Genomic DNA, 16,347 nt, shown 5'->3' on the forward strand with positions numbered 1-16,347 from the left:
GCGGCTCCTTGGCTTTTTTGGTGTGCCCAGGAGTCAGAGAGAAGAAACCCGCCTCCAGGGCGGGTTCGGTGCACGTACGCGCTAGCCCGCCAAGCTGATAATGGCGGTAATAATAATGGCGTTCACGTGCGGGAAGGTGTTCATGGAGCAGGACGTTATCCCGCCTGGCTTGGCCAAGTCAACACTTTGCTTGCTGCGCCGAAAGCGGCACGTCGAAGACCTTGTCGAAGCCCCACTGGAACACGAAGGCATAGACGAAGAAGAACACGAACAGGGCGAGGTTGGTCAGGAACGCCGCCCACAGGCTGACGTCCAGCCAGTACGCCACCAATGGCAGCAGGATCAGCACCAGCCCGCCCTCGAAGCCCAGCGCGTGCAGCCCCCGGCGCAGCAGCGTGCGCTCGCGCTTGCGCTGGCGTGCTTCCCAGCGCTCGAAGGCCCAGTTGTAGGCCATGTTCCAGCTCATGGCGATGCCCGACATCAGCACAGACAGCACCGTCGACTGGGCCATCCCGGCCTCGAACGCCAGCTCCAGCGCTGGCGCCACGCACGCCACGGCGATGGCTTCGTAGAGAATGGCCTGGACGATCTTGCGAGCCTTGCCTTGCATGTGTAGCTCCTTGGAAAGACGACCTATCAAAGTACAAGATGAATGCCTGAAGAAAAAGGGTGGTCTGACAGGTGCTTGCCTTGGGTTTTGCGGTGGTGCGCAGATCGAGCGCCGCGCCGGCGGCGCTCGATCTCACAGGCGCTGAACCTGTCACGCCGAATACCTGTCACCTATTGGACAACCCCGCCTGCGACTGCTTGTATCTATCACTTGCAAGTGGCGACCTGTCCCACAACTTCGTCCAGGGAATCGAACGAGGATCAAGACGATGGCGTATTGCGTGATGATGGTCTTCGGCACCCGTCCCGAAGCGATCAAGATGGCCCCGCTGGCCCGTGTGCTGCGCACCTGGCCCGAGGTCAACTTGCACATCTGCTCCACCGGCCAGCACCGCGAAATGCTCGAGCAGGTGCTCACCGCCTTTGGCCTGAGCGTCGATCAGGACCTCAAGGTGATGACCCAGAACCAGACGCTCAATGGCCTGTCTCGCGACCTGCTGGACAAGCTCGACCAGGCCTACGACCAGGTCAGGCCGGACATCGTGCTGGTCCACGGCGACACCACCACCAGCTTCATCGCCAGCCTCGCGGCCTTCCAGCGGCACATTCCCATCGGCCATGTCGAAGCCGGCCTGCGCACCGGCAACTTGCAGCAGCCCTGGCCCGAGGAAGCCAACCGGCGCCTGACCGGGGTACTCGCTGACTTGCACTTCACCCCGACCCGCGACTCGGACGCCAACCTGATCCGCGAAGGCGTGCCCCCAGAGCACATCGAAGTCACCGGCAACACCGTCATCGACGCCCTGTTGTGGATGCGCGACCACCTCGCCGAACGGCAATGGCAGCCGGCCGCCGACTCGCCGCTGAGCGTGCTACAGCCGCAGCAGCGCATGGTGTTGATCACCGGCCACCGACGGGAGAACTTCGGCCCCGGTTTCGAACGCATCTGCCTGGCCCTCGCGCAGTTGGCCGAGCGCTACCCCGACGTACAGTTCGTCTACCCGGTGCACCTCAACCCGCAGGTGCAGAAGGCCGTGTATGGCGTACTGTCGAACCGCAGCAACATCCACTTGGTCGCCCCTCAGGACTACCAGCACTTCGTCTGGCTGATGAACCGCGCCCAGGTCATCCTTACCGACTCCGGTGGCGTCCAGGAAGAAGCGCCGGCACTCGGCAAGCCTGTGCTGGTTCTGCGCAAGGTCACCGAACGCCCCGCCGTGCTCAAGGGCGGCACGGTCAAGCTGGTGGGCACCGTGACTGAACGCATCGTCGAAGAAACCGCCCGGCTGCTCGACGACCCGGTGGCCTACGCGCGCATGGCGCGGGTCTATACCCCGTTTGGTGACGGCCACGCCAGCGAGCGCATCGCCGAGCGCCTGACGCGCTGGTTCGCGGAAACGGCCACCCAGCGAGACGACGCATGAGCCTGGTTTTCATCGACTTCCTCACCTATGTGCTGTTCGGTCTCAAGGTCCTGGCGATCATCCTCGCCTCGCTGATGTTCCTGCTCGGCCTCGACGACCTGTTCATCGACCTGTGCTACTGGGGCCGCAAGCTGATCCGGCGCTTTCGCATCTACGACAAGTACGAAAAGGCCGACGAGAAACGCCTGTTCGAAGTCGCGGAAAAACCCCTGGCGATCATGGTCCCGGCCTGGAACGAGGTGGGCGTGGTCGGCGAAATGGCACGCCTGGCAGCCTCGACCATCGACTACGAGAACTACCAGATATTCGTCGGTACCTACCCCAACGACCCGCAGACCCAGGCCGACGTCGACGCCGTGTGCCTGCATTACCCGAACGTGCACAAGGTGGTCTGTGCCCGCCCCGGCCCCACCAGCAAGGCCGACTGCCTGAACAACATCATCGACGCCATCCTGCGCTTCCAGGACGATGCCCGTATCGAGTTCGCCGGTTTCATCCTGCATGATGCCGAAGACGTGATCTCGCCCATGGAATTGCGCCTGTTCAACTACCTGTTGCCGAATAAGGACATGATCCAGATCCCGGTGTACCCCTACGCGCCGGAATGGAAGGGTTTCACCGCCGGGCACTACGTCGACGAGTTCGCCGAGAACCACGGCAAGGACGTGATCGTGCGCGAAGCGTTGACCGGCCAGGTGCCCAGTGCTGGCGTCGGCACCTGCTTCAGCCGCCGCGCCATCAGCGCCCTGCTCGAAGACGGCGATGGCATCGCCTTCGACGTGCAGAGCCTGACCGAAGACTACGACATCGGCTTTCGCCTGAAGCAAAAAGGCATGAAGTGCATTTTCGCCCGCTACTCCATCACCGACCCGGCGCTGGCCCTCAAGCACGAGTGGCGGCCGGGCATGAGCCGCGAGTTCTCCCAGGTGATCTGCGTGCGCGAGCACTTCCCGCGCGACTGGCAGCATGCCATCCGGCAGAAGTCGCGGTGGATCGTCGGCATCGTCTTCCAGGGCACCAGCAACCTCGGCTGGAGCCGCACCGGCGCGCTCAACTACTTCCTCTGGCGTGACCGCCGCGGCCTGTTCGCCTACCTGCTGAGCTTCCTGGTCAACCTGTTGCTGCTGGTGCTGCTGGCCATGTGGCTGGTGACCGTGATCGCCCCCGATTCCTGGCGTTTCATGTCGATCCTCAGCGACAGCCAGTTGCTTGCCACCCTGCTCTGGCTCAATGGTCTGATGCTGATCAACCGCCTGTTCCAGCGCGGCTGGTTCGTCACCCGCTATTACGGCATCTTCGAAGGCCTGCTGTCGGCGCCACGGATGATGTGGAGCAACTTCGTCAACTTCTTCGCCAACCTGCGCGCCCTGCGCCAGGTCATGGAGATGGGCGATTCGCGGCGGGTGGCGTGGGACAAGACCACCCACGAGTTCCCCGCCCTTGCCTCGCCGGCGCGCACGCCGCTGGGCCATCGCCTGGTGGAAAAGGGCTACATCAGCGAACAACAGCTGGAGCAGGCGATCACCAGCCCGGTGCGCCGGCGCCTGGGCCGCGAACTGCTGCTGCGCGGCTGGCTGAACAGTGAGCAGCTGGTACAAACCCTGGCCGAACAGCTCGACCTGCCCTGGGCACCGCTCAACCCGTTCAAGCTCGACCCACAACTGATCGCCCAACTGCCGCGCCGGCTGGCCACGCACTACGGCGTGCTGCCGGTCGCCGAAGACGGCAACACCCTGGTGCTGGCCAGCGAGAGCCCCGTCAGCCAGGTGTCGCTGGGGGTCATCAGCCGCCAGCTGAAGCGCCCGGTCAGTTGCCGCCTGGCGCCCCAGGGCCGAGTCACCCTGGGCCTGCGCTATCACTACCCAAGCCCCTGGCAAATGCCTGAGACCCAGCAGATGCTCAGCGTGCTGGAGCGGCACCAGGATGACGCCGACCTGATCGAGCAGGTCAGCCATCACCAGGTGATGCTTGGCGCCCTCCTGCAGGTACGCGGCATGGTCCCGGTCACCCTGTTCAACCAGGCACTGATCGATTTCAACCCCGAGCAGCAAAGCCTCGGCGAACACCTGATCGCCCGCGGCATCATTACCGAAGACGTGCTGCAACAGGCCCTCGCCGAACAAGCCAGCGAACAGCAGGCTGCCTTTGACCTGACCCGGGAGGTGGCATGAAGCCGCGCCTTTCCCTCACCCTGTCCGGGCTGTTGCTGTGTTCCACTGCGCTGGCGACCCAGGCAGCCCCCATGAGCGAGTTCCAACGCTTCACCAGTTACCCCTTCATGGAACGTAGCTACCGCGAAGCGAAGAAGGACAACTGGGCCGAAGTCGAACGCCTGACCCGCCATGTACTGAGCCGTGTGCCGAACAACGACGAAGCCCGCTCGCTGCTGGTCGAAGCCCTGGCCCACCAGCGCCGCTACAAAGACGCCGAAGCCATGGCCGAGCAGCTTGGCAATGGCTCCGAATACGCTGACGCCCTGCAAGAGCTGCGCCTGACCTGGATCGAGCAGGACCCGCCAGCCGCCAGCCAGGTGGAAGGCTGGCTCGCCAGCGTCGATGGCACCCAGCGCGTGCAGCTGTGGCAAGCCTACAGCCTTAGCCTGGCCAAGTTCGGCGGCGCCGGCAAAGCCCTGGAGTGGCTGAACCAGCTGCCACCGCGGGATGATGGCCGGGTGCTGCGCCTGGCCCGGGCAAACTTCGCCGAACAGCTACGCAACTGGCAGGAAACCATCGATCAACTGCAACCCCTGGCCGACAAGGGGCAACTGCCGTCGGTAGACTGGCAGCGCCTGGCCAATGCCTATGTCCAGCAAGTCGACGAAAAGGGCCTGGAAAAGCTGCTGCAAAGCGCCCCCTCCGCTGAAGTGGCCAACCAGACTCGCCTGGCCATGGCCAATCGAGCCATTGCCGTCGGCCACAATCAACTGGCGCAACGCTGGTTGCAGAAGCTGCCCACCGAACAGCTGCAGCAACCTGAGCAACGCCAGCAGCTTTGGGAGTTGGCCCGTGAAGGTGATGACGCACCGCTGGTACGGCGCCTGAGCAACGAGCTGCAGCGGCCTTGCCTGGAGACCGTCGACTGGTTGTCACGCCGTGATCCGGAGGTTGCCCGCGAACAGTTCAAGGACTGCCCTGCCAGCGCCGACCCACGTGCTTATGCGGTGCTCAAGCAGCGCCTGTATGGCGACCCGGTGCAGCCGCCACAACCCCGCACGGCCGCCGAATGGGAACGACGCTACCGCCAGAGCGGTGACCTCGCTGCGCTTGAGCAAACAACCTACCTCCTGCTGCAACAGGGCCAGAGCGAGCACGCCCGCACCTTGCTGGAACAGGCATATGCCCGTCGCCAAGGGCGACTCACACCTTCCCTGCTGCAGCGCCTGGGCAATCTCTATGCGCGCAACGATGGCCCGCTGAACACTCAGCGCATGCTGGGGCTGATCCCTAGGGTCGACGCCAATACCCGCGCCCAACTGCTCGGCCGCCTAGCTGAGAACGGCCAGTGCGACGCCGTGCACCGGGCCATCCCGGCGAACCCGACCGAAGCTGGCCAGTACCGCGCCCTGGGCCGCTGCGCCATGCCCGATCAACCCGGTGAGGCAGTGGTCTATTACCAGGCCGCCGAACGCCTGGGTGACCGTGGCGACCGCCTGCCCCTGGCCTACGCGCTGGAAGCCGCTGGCGATTCCGAAGCGGCCCAGCCAATCTGGCGCAACCTGCCGGCCAGCGCCTGGACCGACAACGCCCGCCTGACCGCCGCCCGCGGGGCCTTGAATGCTGGCGATGCCGACGCTGCCCGCCGCTACTGGGACGCCGCCGCACACAACAGCGCCGATGACTGGGCACTGGGTGCCGCCATCGCGCAACGCCAGGGCGACCTGCAAGCGGCGCTGGGCTTCCAGCGCCAGGCCCTGGCGCACAACCCGCGTGCCGACCACTACTACGCTGCCGCCAGCACCGCGCAACTGGCTGGCGACAGCGCACAGAGCACTGCCTGGCTGGCCGAAGCCGTGCGCCAGGCGCCCAACCAACCGCGTTATCGCGCCGACTACGGCATGCGCCTGGCTGGTTCGCCAGACAAAGCCCAGCGCCTTCAGTCAATCCCTTATCTGGAACACGCCACCCACGATTTCCCCGAGGACTATCGCCTGGGCGAGACCCTGGCGCTGCGCTATGACGAGGTCGAGAACAGCGCAGCGGCCCGCCGCGAACTGCGCCGGGTGATCGATGTGGAAGAGAACCTGGTCGATGGCGACGACGACTACGGCAGCCTCGAAGCCCGCAAGTACCGCCAGCGCCGCGCCCATGAAAGCCTCTCACGGCGCGACACCATCACCCTGGCCAGCACCTGGTCGCCGGCAGGCACCTCGACCAACGACAAGTTCCTCGATAACGGCGAGCGCAGCGGCACCTCACGTCGCGCCCAGTCACAGAACGTGCAGCTGGCCATGTGGGACCACGCCCTGGGCGAGGAACCCAGCCGCAACGGCAGCACCTTGTCGGTCTATGGCCGGGTGCTGTTCGGCGGCCAGAGCCGCACCGACTACGCGCAAAGCATGGGCACCGGCGTCGGCCTGCGCTACAAGCCGCTCGGCCAGGCCAACCTCAACCTGTACGCCGAGCTGTACCACCAGCGGCAGATCGACGACGACCACTACAGCGGCCTGAGCCTTGGCCAACTGCTGAGCCCGGCCAAGGTCGGCGGCAACTGGGGCGACTTGCGCCACCATGCCGAATCGAGCAACGACCTGCTGCTGCGCGCCACCGCCTCGTTCCTCGACCAGGGCGACTGGCGCAACGACTGGCGGGTCGACGAGGACGACTGGAACGAGCGCTTCCTCTACCTCGATGCCGCCTGGTGGACCCGCGCCGGCGACCACGCCTGGCTGTCGCGCTATCAGCAAGGGCATGCCTGGAAACTGCCCGGCAACTCGCCGCAGACCCTCATGCCTTACGGCTTCTTCGAGTTCTCCAGCCAGGACCCGAGCAACGACTGGCGCCAGGACGCCCGCGCCGGGGTCGGTGTGCGCTGGCAATGGTGGTTCGACGACGACCGCTACAACGCCTACCGCGGCTCGCTGAAAGTGCGCGCCGAGTACCAGCAGTCGCTGGGTGGCAACCTCTACAAAAGCGCCAATGGCGTGCTGGTTGGCGCGGAGATGACCTTCTGATGCGTACGCTCCTGGCAATCTGCATGCTCGCCCTGTGCCTGCCGGCTGTGGCCGACCAACGCCTGTTCTACCAGCCACTCAACCGCGACGCCGCGGTGACCCCGACGCAATGGCAGCAACTGTGGCGCGCCACCAAGGCGCAAGGTGGCACGACGCTGATCGTGCAGTGGAGTGCCTACGGCGACAGTGACTTCGGCGGTGCCCAGGGCTGGCTGGCCAACAGCCTGCGCGAGGCCCATGCCCAAGGCCTGGAGCTGGTGCTCGGGCTGTACCTGGACCCGGCCTACTACCAGCGCATCGAGGAACTCGACGGTGACGGCCTGAACAGTTACTGGAAGTCGCAACTGGGCCGCTCCCTGAGCCAGTACCAGCAGGTTCGCCAACACTGGCAATTGCCCGTGGCCGGCTGGTACCTGCCCATGGAACTGGACGACCTGCACTTTCGCGACAGCAGTCGTCGCGAGGCGTTGTACAGCCAACTGCAGGCCTTCAACCGGCGGCTGGACAAGCCGCTGCACATCAGCGCGTTCAGCGCCGGCAAGCTGGCGCCACGGGTCAATGGCGCCTGGCTGGATCAACTGGCCGGGTTGGGCTTGACTGTGTGGTGGCAGGACGGTGCCGGGACCGGGCGCTTGCCGCCGCTGGTACGCCAGAGCTACGAACAGGCACTGCCCTGTCGGGTGGGGGTGGTGCGCGAGGCGTTTCGCCAGGTGAGTGGGCCAGGGCAGCCGTTCCGGGCTGAGCCTGCGCAGCCGAAGGTGAGCGGTGGGTGCCATGCCGAAGCGGTGTTTGCGCTGCGCTACCGGCCTTGGGCCCGGGGTGTTCTGCCACAGAATTGAAGTCTGTCCGTACCGGCCTCTTGGCGGGTTCGCCCGCGAAAAGGCCAGTACAGGCGATGCAGTACTCCCAGGAGCCCATGATGTTCAAGACCATCGAAGAGCACGTGCGCAAGCAGGTCGCCCCCGCCGCCCTGCGCGCCGAATTCCGCCAGCACGAATTCGAATCGATGCGCCCGTTCTGCATGCTGATCTTCTGCGTCAGCATCGCCATCTGGCTGGTCTTCGACCTGATCGTCAGCTTCCTTGGCGGCCAGGGCTTCACCTGGCTGTCCTACCTGTTCATGGGCCTGCTCGGCTGCCTCACCGTGGTGCTGCGCTTTACCCGTCGCAGCCACCATTTCGACGTGCTCAACCTGCTGTTCATCGCCGTCATCACCCTGGGCATGCGCCTGGTGATCGAAGGCATTCCCGAACCGTTGCGCCCGGTGTGGCTGGTGCTCGGCGTGTCGACCGTGCTCTATGCCGTTTCGGTGCTGCCGGTACGGCGCTGGTCGTTCTTCTGCGCCATGGCCATCACCTGGGCCATGCTCAGCCCCTTCTACCACACCCGCATCGATGTCGATCAGCTCGAAGGTGCCATGCTGCTGAGCTACGCGGTGTTCCTCAGCGGGCTGGTGATCTACAGCTACCTGCAGATGCGCCAGGCCAAGCTGCACAATTTCTACCTGTCCAAGGTACTGCTGGAGCAGGCCTACTTCGACGCCCTGACCGAGATTCCCAACCGCCGGGCGTTCATGACCAACGCCGAACGCCAGATCCGCCTGGGTACGCCCGGGCAATACCTGGCGATGATCGACATCGACAATTTCAAGCGGGTAAACGACCGCTACGGCCATGACGTGGGCGACGCCGTACTCAAGCGCGTGGCGGTGCATATCAAGGCGGGGGTGGAGGGGCACGAATTTGCCCGGCTGGGTGGCGAGGAGTTCGCCATCTTCTTCGCCGGGCTGAATCAGCAGGCTGCCGAGCGATGCGTGGCGGCCTTGTGCGAGCGGGTGCGCAACGATCCTGGCGTACCACCGGTAACCATCAGTATCGGCCTGGCCCGGGTGGACAGCGGTGACACACTCAGCATGGCGCTGATACATGCCGACCAGGCGCTGTACGAGGCCAAGCACAGCGGCAAGGACCGGTTCGTGCTATGGACTAGCCAGCTGGCAGCCGAATCCTGAACTGCGCCCCACCCAGCGCCGACTGCGCCACGGTCAGCGTCCCGCCCTGCCCCTCGATTGCCCGGCGGCTGATCGCCAGGCCCAGGCCAAAGCCACCGGTATTGCGGTCGCGGCTGCGGTCCAGGCGGTAGAACGGCTGGAAGATCCGCTCACGCTCCTCGGCCGGGATACCGATGCCGTCATCCTCCACGGTCAACAGGCAAGCACCGTCCTCCTCCAGTCGCAGCCGCAGCAACAGGCTTTCATCGCAGTAGCGCATGGCGTTGCGCACCAGGTTCTGCACGGCCCGAGCGGTCAGTCGCGGGTCCAGTACGAAGCGTGGCAAGTCGTCCTCGGCCTGCACCTCCCACTGAATGCCACGGGTATCGAGTTCTTCGGCAAAGCCGCCGAGCACACTGTCAACCAGCTCCAGCAACGACACTTCGACCCGCTCACGGGCCTGGTCGGCGTTGTACAGGCGGCTGTACGACAGCAGCTCGAGCACCAGCTCATCCAGCTCGCGCACATGCCCGACCAGCTCCAGCAGGCGCTTGCGGCTGGCAGCTGGCACCTCGTCGAACAGCAGCACCAGGCCGAAATCCAGCCGGGTCAGTGGCGTGCGCAGCTCGTGGGACACCGCGTTGAGCAGCTCGCGCTGCTGGTTGACGTGGCGTTCGAGGTCACTGGCCATGGTGTCGAACACCCCTGCCAGTTCGCCGATGTTCGAGTGCGGCGAGATGTGCGTGCGCTCGGCCATCTGCCCTTGGCCCAGACGCCGGGCGGTTTCCTTCAGGCGCTCAAGGTCGCGCCAGTGCGGCCACACCCAGAGCAGCAGGCAGCCGAGCATGGCCGCGCCGATCAGTACCGTCACACCCCAGGACAACACATTGATGTCCAGTGGGTCTGGTGGTGAATGCAGGCTGACCAGCCAGTCCTGATCCAACGGTGCCAGCGCCGTTCTGTAATAGCCCCAGTCACCGATGCGCACGGCATACAGGCCGTGCTCCAGGCGCGCTTTCTCCTGCGCGCTCAGGCCGGCCTCTTCGCTACGCAGCAGCTTGACCTCCAATGGCGCGAAGACCTTGGCCAGGTCCTGCTCCACCGCCGGCCATTGCGCCTGCGGCGCCTGCTGGAACTGGCGCACGATGAGCGACTGCACACCCTTGGCCTGGTCCAGGTTGTAGGCCATGAAACGCTCATGGAACAGGCCGACGATGGCGTCCGGGATCAACAGCAATGCCCCGGCGTAAGCGACGATGATGACCAGATACAGGCGCACCAGGATTTTCAGCATGGCGCGTCAGCACTCCCACTCGACACGGCTGAACAGGTAACCCTTGCCCCACACGGTCTTGATCTTGCGGGCCTCGCCGGCACTGTCGTCGAACTTGCGGCGCAGCTTGGAAATGGCCACGTCCACCGAACGGTCGGTACCGTTGAATTCGATGCCGCGCAATTGCTGGAGAATGCGGTCGCGGCTGAGTACCACACCGGCATTGCGCGCCAGCACCACCAGCAGGTTGTATTCGCCGCTGGACAGCTCCACCTCTTCGCCACGCCAGCTGACCAGGCGCTCGGCGAGGTCGATGCACAGGCCACCGATGACGATCTGGTGGTTGTCCAGGCGCGGCTCGTTGACGCTGCTGCGGCGCAGCAAGGTGCGCACTCGGGCCAACAGCACCCGGGGCTCACACGGTTTGGTCACGTAATCGTCGGCGCCCATCTCCAGGCCCAGCACCTGGTCGTGGCTGTCGTCGCGGGCGGTCAGCATCAGGATCGGCAGGCTCTGCGATTCCTGACGCAGCAGGCGGCACAGTTGCAGGCCGTCGATACCGGGGAGCATCAGGTCGAGAATCACCAAGTCGGGGTGGTCTTGGCGGAACGCGTCCAGCACGTGGTCGCCACGGGCTATCACCCGGACATGGAAATCGTTGCGTTGCAGGTAGCTGGCGATCAGCTCGGACAGCGCGCTGTCGTCTTCGACCAGGAGAATGTTTGGCATAGAGGGTTTGCTTGTAGGAGCGGATTCATCCGCGATGAGGCCGGAACAGGTATTCGCAGAATATAGAAACCTACAAACCGGTAGGACTGTTCTTAACACTTTTTCACACAGGTCCTACAGGTGTTAACAGCCATCCGAGGAACGGTTGCCTTAGGATATGCAGGGTCATCATCGGAAGATCCGCATGCCTATCACCCTCTCCCCACACCTGCGCCCCCTGGCGCTGGTGGCGCTTCTTGCACTGTCCCTGGCCGGTTGCGATCCTTCGGCCGAGCAGGACGAACAACCACCCACGCCGCAAGTACGGGTAGAAACCCTGCAATTGCAGCCCCTGGCCATCAGCACCGAGCTGAGTGGGCGCATTCTCGCCCCGCGTACTGCCGAAGTGCGCGCGCGCGTCGCTGGCGTGGTGCTCAAGCGCGTCTATCGCGAAGGCAGCGACGTCAGACAGGGCGATGTGCTGTTCCTCATCGACCCGGCGCCGTTCAAGGCCGACCACGACAGCGCACGCGCCACCCTGGCCAAGGCCGAAGCCACCCTGTACCAGGCACGCCTGCAAGAGCAGCGCTACCGCCAGCTGGTCGACGACAAGGCGGTCAGCCGCCAGGAATACGACAACGCCCGCGCCGCCTTCCTCCAGGCCGACGCTGCCGTTGCCGAAGCCAAGGCTGCGCTGGAGCGCGCCCGCCTGAACCTGGGTTACGCCACGGTCACCGCGCCGATTTCCGGACGCATCGGCCGCGCCCTGGTCACCGAAGGTGCCCTGGTCGGCCAGAACGAGACCACGCCGCTGGCGACCATCCAGCAGCTCGACCCGATCCATGCCGACGTCACCCAGTCGACCCGCGAGCTCAACGCCCTGCGCCGTGCACTGCGCGCCGGTGAACTGCAACAGGCCGGCGACGGCCAGGCCCGTGCCACGCTGATCCAGGACGATGGCAGTGCCTACCCGCTGCCGGGCAAGCTGCTGTTCTCCGACATCAGTGTCGACCCGAGCACCAACCAGATCACCCTGCGCAGTGAATTCCCCAACCCGGACCTCGACCTGCTGCCGGGCAGCTACGTGCGCGTGCGCCTTGAGCAAGCTGTGCAGCCCAAGGGCCTGAGCGTGCCGCAGCGGGCCATCCTGCGCGACAGTGCCGGGGTGCCGAAAGTGCTGGTGGTCGACGCGCAGTCGCGCATCAGCGAACGCCAGGTGGTGCTGGGCAATGCCCAAGGTGATCGCTGGCTGGTCAGCGAGGGCCTGGCGCCCGGCGAACGGGTCGTGGTCGAAGGCCTGCAACACGTCAAGGCGGGTGACCAGGTCCAGGTCGACGCCGAGGCTCAGTCCATCGTCCAGCACAACGGCCAGTGAGGGCCTGATCCATGCCGCAGTTCTTCATCGCCCGCCCGATCTTCGCCTGGGTGATCGCGCTGTTCATCCTGCTTGCCGGCGCCCTGGCCATCCCCCAGCTGCCGGTGGCGCAGTACCCCAACGTGGCCCCGCCGCAAGTGGAAATCTACGCCGTGTACCCAGGCGCCTCGGCGGCGACCCTGGACGAAAGCGTGGTCAGCCTGATCGAGCAGGAGCTCAACGGCGCCGACAACCTGCTGTACTTCTCGTCACAAAGCAGCCTGGGCAGCGCCACCATCACCGCGACCTTCGAGCCTGGCACCCACCCCGACCTGGCCCAGGTCGATGTGCAGAACCGCCTCAAAGTGGTCGAGTCGCGCCTGCCGCGCCAGGTGACCCAGCAAGGCCTGCAGGTGGAGAAGGTGTCCACCGGCTTCCTGCTGCTCGGCACCCTCACCTCGGAGGACGGCAGCCTCGATGAAACCGCACTGTCGGACATCCTTGCACGCAACGTGATGAACGAAATCCGCCGCCTCAAGGGCGTCGGCAAGGCGCAGCTGTATGGCTCCGAGCGCGCCATGCGCATCTGGATCGACCCGCGCAAGCTGATCGGTTTCAACCTCACCCCCAACGATGTGGCCGAGGCCATTGCCGCGCAGAACGCCCAGGTCGCCCCCGGCAGCATCGGCGACCTGCCCGCCCGCGGCACCCAGGAAATCACCGCCAACGTGGTGGTCCGCGGCCAGCTGAGCACGCCGGAGGAATTCGCCGCCATTGTCCTGCGCGCCAACCCGGATGGCTCCAGTGTCACCGTCGGCGATGTCGCCCGGGTCGAAATCGGCGCCCAGGAGTACCAGTACGGCACCCGCCTGAACGGCAAGCCGGCCACCGCCTTCAGCGTGCAACTGGCACCGGGCGCCAACGCCATGGAAACCGCCACCCTGGTGCGGGCGAAGATGAAAGAGCTGTCGCGCTACTTCCCCGAAGGGGTCAAGTACGACATCCCCTACGACACCTCGCCGTTCGTCAAGGTGTCGATCCAGCAGGTCATCAACACCCTGTTCGAAGCCATGCTGCTGGTGTTTGCGGTGATGTTCCTGTTCCTGCAGAACCTGCGCTACACGCTGATCCCGACCCTGGTAGTACCCGTGGCGCTGATGGGCACGTTCGCCGTGATGCTGGCGATGGGTTTCTCGGTGAACGTACTGACCCTGTTTGGCATGGTGCTGGCCATCGGTATCCTGGTCGACGACGCCATCGTGGTGGTGGAGAACGTCGAGCGGATCATGGCCGAGGAAGGCCTGCCGCCTCGCGAGGCCACACGCAAGGCCATGGGCCAGATCAGCGGCGCCATCATCGGCATTACCCTGGTGCTGGTGGCGGTATTCCTGCCGATGGCCTTCATGAAGGGCTCGGTAGGTGTGATCTACCAGCAGTTCTCGCTGTCGATGGCGGTGTCGATCCTGTTCTCGGCATTCCTCGCCCTGAGCCTGACCCCGGCCCTGTGCGCCACCCTGCTCAAACCGCTGGCCAAGGGCGAGCATCAGCAACGCCAAGGCTTCTTCGGCTGGTTCAACCGCCGCTTCGAAAGCCTGAGCAACGGCTACCAGCGCTGGGTGCTGCAAGCGCTGAAGCGCAGTGGCCGCTACCTGTTGCTGTATGGCGTGCTGCTGGCCGTGCTGGGTTATGGCTTCAGCCAGTTGCCTACGGCGTTCCTGCCCACCGAAGACCAGGGTTACACCATCACCGACATCCAGCTGCCACCCGGCGCCAGCCGCATGCGCACCGAGCAGGTCGCCGCCCAGATCGAGGCGCACAACGCCGAGGAGCCGGGCGTCGGCAACACCACGCTGATCCTCGGTTTCAGCTTCTCGGGCAGCGGCCAGAACGCCGCGCTGGCCTTCACCACGCTCAAGGACTGGTCCGAGCGCGGTGGCGACGACAGCGCGCAGTCGATCGCCGACCGGGCCACCCAGGCCTTCACCCAGCTCAAGGACGCCGTGGCCTATTCCGTGCTGCCACCACCGATCGACGGCCTGGGCGAGTCGACCGGCTTTGAACTGCGCCTGCAGGACCGCGGCGGCATGGGCCATGAGGCGCTGATGGCCGCCCGTGACGAACTGCTGGCCGGCGCGCACAAGAGCAAGCTGCTGGCCAACGTGCGCGAGTCCTCGCTGGCCGAAAGCCCGCAGGTTCAGCTGGAAATCGACCGCCGCCAGGCCAACGCCCTGGGCGTGTCGTTCGCCGACATCGGCTCGGTGCTGGACGTTGCCGTCGGCTCCAGCTACGTCAACGACTTCCCCAACCAGGGCCGCATGCAGCGGGTGGTGGTACAGGCCGAAGGGGACCAGCGCAGCCAGGTGGAAGACTTGCTGAAGATCCACGTGCGCAACAACAGCGGCAAGATGGTGCCCCTGGGCGCGTTCGTCCAGGCCAGGTGGGTCAGCGGCCCGGTGCAACTGACCCGCTACAACGGCTACCCGGCGGTGGCGATTTCCGGAGAGCCGGCAGCGGGCTACAGCTCGGGTGAGGCCATGGCCGAAATCGAGCGCCTGGTCGCCCAGCTACCGGCCGGTGCCGGCCTGGAATGGACCGGCCTGTCGCTGCAGGAACGCCTGTCCGGCAGCCAGGCGCCGCTGCTGATGGCGTTGTCGTTGCTGGTGGTGTTCCTGTGCCTGGCGGCGCTGTATGAAAGCTGGTCGATCCCGACCGCGGTGCTGCTGGTGGTACCGCTCGGCGTGCTCGGTGCGGTGCTGGCGGTGACCCTGCGCGGCATGCCCAACGACGTGTTCTTCAAGGTAGGCCTGATCACCCTGATCGGCCTGTCGGCGAAGAACGCCATCCTCATCATCGAGTTCGCCAAGGACCTGGTCGACCAAGGCATCGACGCCGCCGATGCTGCCGTGCAGGCCGCCCGCCTGCGCCTGCGGCCGATCGTCATGACCTCGCTGGCGTTCATCCTCGGCGTGGTGCCATTGGCCATTGCCAGCGGCGCCAGTTCGGCGAGCCAGCAGGCGATTGGCACCGGGGTGATCGGCGGGATGCTCAGCGCCACGTTGGCAGTCGTGTTCGTGCCAGTGTTCTTCGTGGTGGTGATGCGCCTGGCTGGACGCGGCCGCAGCAAGGCCGAACAGACGCAGGCCAGCGAAGCCTGACTGGACAAGCCGGGCGTTGAATGAGAGGGTTCCGGCATTGACTGCCCGGGACCCTTTTTCATGCCTGATACCCTGCCCCCCTGCTCCGTCCTGATCCTCGCTGGCGGCCGCGGCCAGCGCATGGGCGGGCGCGACAAAGGCCTGCTGGAATGGCGCGGCGAGCCGTTGATCGCGCATGTACAGCGCGCCGTACGGCCGCTGAGCGACGACCTGATCATTTCCTGCAACCGCAACCAGGATGCGTACGCGGGCTTTGCCGATCAGCTGGTGGGCGATGCCGAGCAGGACTATCCCGGGCCGCTGGCCGGGGTGATTGCCGGGTTGCAGGTGGCCAGGCATGAATGGGTGGCGCTGCTGGCGTGCGATGCGCCGCAGGTCGAACAGCCGCTGGTCGATGCCCTGCGACAACTGGCGGTGGACGGTGACAGCGCCGCTATGGTCCGCCAGGGCGGTTTTTGGCAACCCATGTTCAGCGTTTTGCCGCGCCGGCTACTGCCATTACTGGAGCAGGCATGGGCGGCAGGCGAACGTAGCTTGCAGAGGGCCTTGCTGCGTGAAGCCGTGCAAGCGCTGGACTGTGCCGATGACGACGCAAGGCTGAACAACTTCAACACACCCGATAGACTGCACGTTGGACCAGGCCCTCAAGCCTGATAACACACCA

General features: G+C 65.4%; 11 protein-coding genes. 8 read left to right on the forward strand and 3 right to left on the reverse strand.

The annotated features are described in order from the left end of the window. Positions 1 to 178: 178 nt before the first annotated feature. The gene (locus HU738_RS18580; RefSeq protein ID WP_186602997.1) at positions 179 to 610 is read right to left on the reverse strand and encodes a PACE efflux transporter; all 432 of its coding nucleotides are present in this window, start codon (positions 608 to 610) and stop codon (positions 179 to 181) included. A gap of 268 nt (positions 611 to 878) precedes the next feature. Between HU738_RS18580 and wecB the strand changes: the two genes are divergently transcribed. The 5 genes from wecB (at position 879) to HU738_RS18605 (ending at position 9,214) form a co-directional block, all read left to right on the forward strand. Next, positions 879 to 2,033 (forward strand): non-hydrolyzing UDP-N-acetylglucosamine 2-epimerase, encoded by a 1,155-nt coding sequence (gene wecB, locus HU738_RS18585; RefSeq protein ID WP_186602996.1) that lies wholly within the window; start codon positions 879 to 881, stop codon positions 2,031 to 2,033. After that, positions 2,030 to 4,204 (forward strand): cyclic di-3',5'-guanylate-activated glycosyltransferase NfrB, encoded by a 2,175-nt coding sequence (nfrB, locus tag HU738_RS18590; RefSeq protein ID WP_176509605.1) that lies wholly within the window; start codon positions 2,030 to 2,032, stop codon positions 4,202 to 4,204. Before wecB ends, nfrB begins: the two co-directional genes overlap by 4 nt. Then, positions 4,201 to 7,203: a phage receptor gene (locus HU738_RS18595; RefSeq protein ID WP_186602995.1), complete on the forward strand. Its 3,003-nt coding sequence runs from the start codon at positions 4,201 to 4,203 to the stop codon at positions 7,201 to 7,203. The genes nfrB and HU738_RS18595 overlap by 4 nt, the downstream gene beginning before the upstream one ends. Further along, positions 7,203 to 8,042 carry a DUF4434 family protein gene (locus HU738_RS18600; protein ID WP_186602994.1) on the forward strand — a complete coding sequence of 280 codons (840 nt, stop codon included), beginning with the start codon at positions 7,203 to 7,205 and terminating at the stop codon, positions 8,040 to 8,042. The genes HU738_RS18595 and HU738_RS18600 overlap by 1 nt, the downstream gene beginning before the upstream one ends. Before the next feature lie 80 nt (positions 8,043 to 8,122). After that, the gene (locus HU738_RS18605) at positions 8,123 to 9,214 is read left to right on the forward strand and encodes a GGDEF domain-containing protein (protein ID WP_186602993.1); all 1,092 of its coding nucleotides are present in this window, start codon (positions 8,123 to 8,125) and stop codon (positions 9,212 to 9,214) included. Here HU738_RS18605 and HU738_RS18610 read toward each other — a convergent pair. Together HU738_RS18610 and HU738_RS18615 are read right to left on the reverse strand one after the other, a co-directional pair. Continuing rightward, positions 9,189 to 10,487 carry an ATP-binding protein gene (locus HU738_RS18610; RefSeq protein ID WP_186602992.1) on the reverse strand — a complete coding sequence of 433 codons (1,299 nt, stop codon included), beginning with the start codon at positions 10,485 to 10,487 and terminating at the stop codon, positions 9,189 to 9,191. The two genes, HU738_RS18605 and HU738_RS18610, sit on opposite strands and share 26 nt — an antisense overlap. A 6-nt stretch (positions 10,488 to 10,493) precedes the next feature. Then, positions 10,494 to 11,195, reverse strand: a complete 702-nt coding sequence (locus HU738_RS18615; RefSeq protein WP_186602991.1) for a response regulator — start codon at positions 11,193 to 11,195, stop codon at positions 10,494 to 10,496. Between the two features lie 184 nt (positions 11,196 to 11,379). Between HU738_RS18615 and HU738_RS18620 the strand changes: the two genes are divergently transcribed. Genes HU738_RS18620 through mobA form a run of 3 tightly spaced genes read left to right on the forward strand, consistent with a single transcriptional unit; the run spans position 11,380 to position 16,337 of the window. Continuing rightward, the gene (locus HU738_RS18620) at positions 11,380 to 12,549 is read left to right on the forward strand and encodes an efflux RND transporter periplasmic adaptor subunit (protein ID WP_176509610.1); all 1,170 of its coding nucleotides are present in this window, start codon (positions 11,380 to 11,382) and stop codon (positions 12,547 to 12,549) included. An 11-nt stretch (positions 12,550 to 12,560) separates the two neighbouring features. Continuing rightward, positions 12,561 to 15,683 carry a multidrug efflux RND transporter permease subunit gene (locus HU738_RS18625; RefSeq protein WP_186602990.1) on the forward strand — a complete coding sequence of 1,041 codons (3,123 nt, stop codon included), beginning with the start codon at positions 12,561 to 12,563 and terminating at the stop codon, positions 15,681 to 15,683. 60 nt (positions 15,684 to 15,743) lie between these two features. Beyond that, positions 15,744 to 16,337: a molybdenum cofactor guanylyltransferase MobA gene (gene mobA / locus HU738_RS18630; protein ID WP_186602989.1), complete on the forward strand. Its 594-nt coding sequence runs from the start codon at positions 15,744 to 15,746 to the stop codon at positions 16,335 to 16,337. Positions 16,338 to 16,347 lie beyond the last annotated feature (10 nt).

The sequence above is a fragment of the Pseudomonas vlassakiae genome (assembly GCF_014269035.2).
Classification (GTDB): domain Bacteria; phylum Pseudomonadota; class Gammaproteobacteria; order Pseudomonadales; family Pseudomonadaceae; genus Aquipseudomonas; species Aquipseudomonas vlassakiae.

Excerpts from the sequence above, each read along its gene's own strand:
- HU738_RS18600 (WP_186602994.1), top strand. The coding sequence starts at position 7,203 with ATGCGTACGCTCCTGGCAATCTGCATGCTCGCCCTGTGCCTGCCGGCT.
- HU738_RS18580 (WP_186602997.1), bottom strand. The coding sequence starts at position 610 with ATGCAAGGCAAGGCTCGCAAGATCGTCCAGGCCATTCTCTACGAAGCC.
- mobA (WP_186602989.1), top strand. The coding sequence starts at position 15,744 with ATGCCTGATACCCTGCCCCCCTGCTCCGTCCTGATCCTCGCTGGCGGC.
- HU738_RS18615 (WP_186602991.1), bottom strand. The coding sequence starts at position 11,195 with ATGCCAAACATTCTCCTGGTCGAAGACGACAGCGCGCTGTCCGAGCTG.
- HU738_RS18620 (WP_176509610.1), top strand. The coding sequence starts at position 11,380 with ATGCCTATCACCCTCTCCCCACACCTGCGCCCCCTGGCGCTGGTGGCG.
- wecB (WP_186602996.1), top strand. The coding sequence starts at position 879 with ATGGCGTATTGCGTGATGATGGTCTTCGGCACCCGTCCCGAAGCGATC.
- HU738_RS18595 (WP_186602995.1), top strand. The coding sequence starts at position 4,201 with ATGAAGCCGCGCCTTTCCCTCACCCTGTCCGGGCTGTTGCTGTGTTCC.
- nfrB (WP_176509605.1), top strand. The coding sequence starts at position 2,030 with ATGAGCCTGGTTTTCATCGACTTCCTCACCTATGTGCTGTTCGGTCTC.
- HU738_RS18610 (WP_186602992.1), bottom strand. The coding sequence starts at position 10,487 with ATGCTGAAAATCCTGGTGCGCCTGTATCTGGTCATCATCGTCGCTTAC.
- HU738_RS18605 (WP_186602993.1), top strand. The coding sequence starts at position 8,123 with ATGTTCAAGACCATCGAAGAGCACGTGCGCAAGCAGGTCGCCCCCGCC.
- HU738_RS18625 (WP_186602990.1), top strand. The coding sequence starts at position 12,561 with ATGCCGCAGTTCTTCATCGCCCGCCCGATCTTCGCCTGGGTGATCGCG.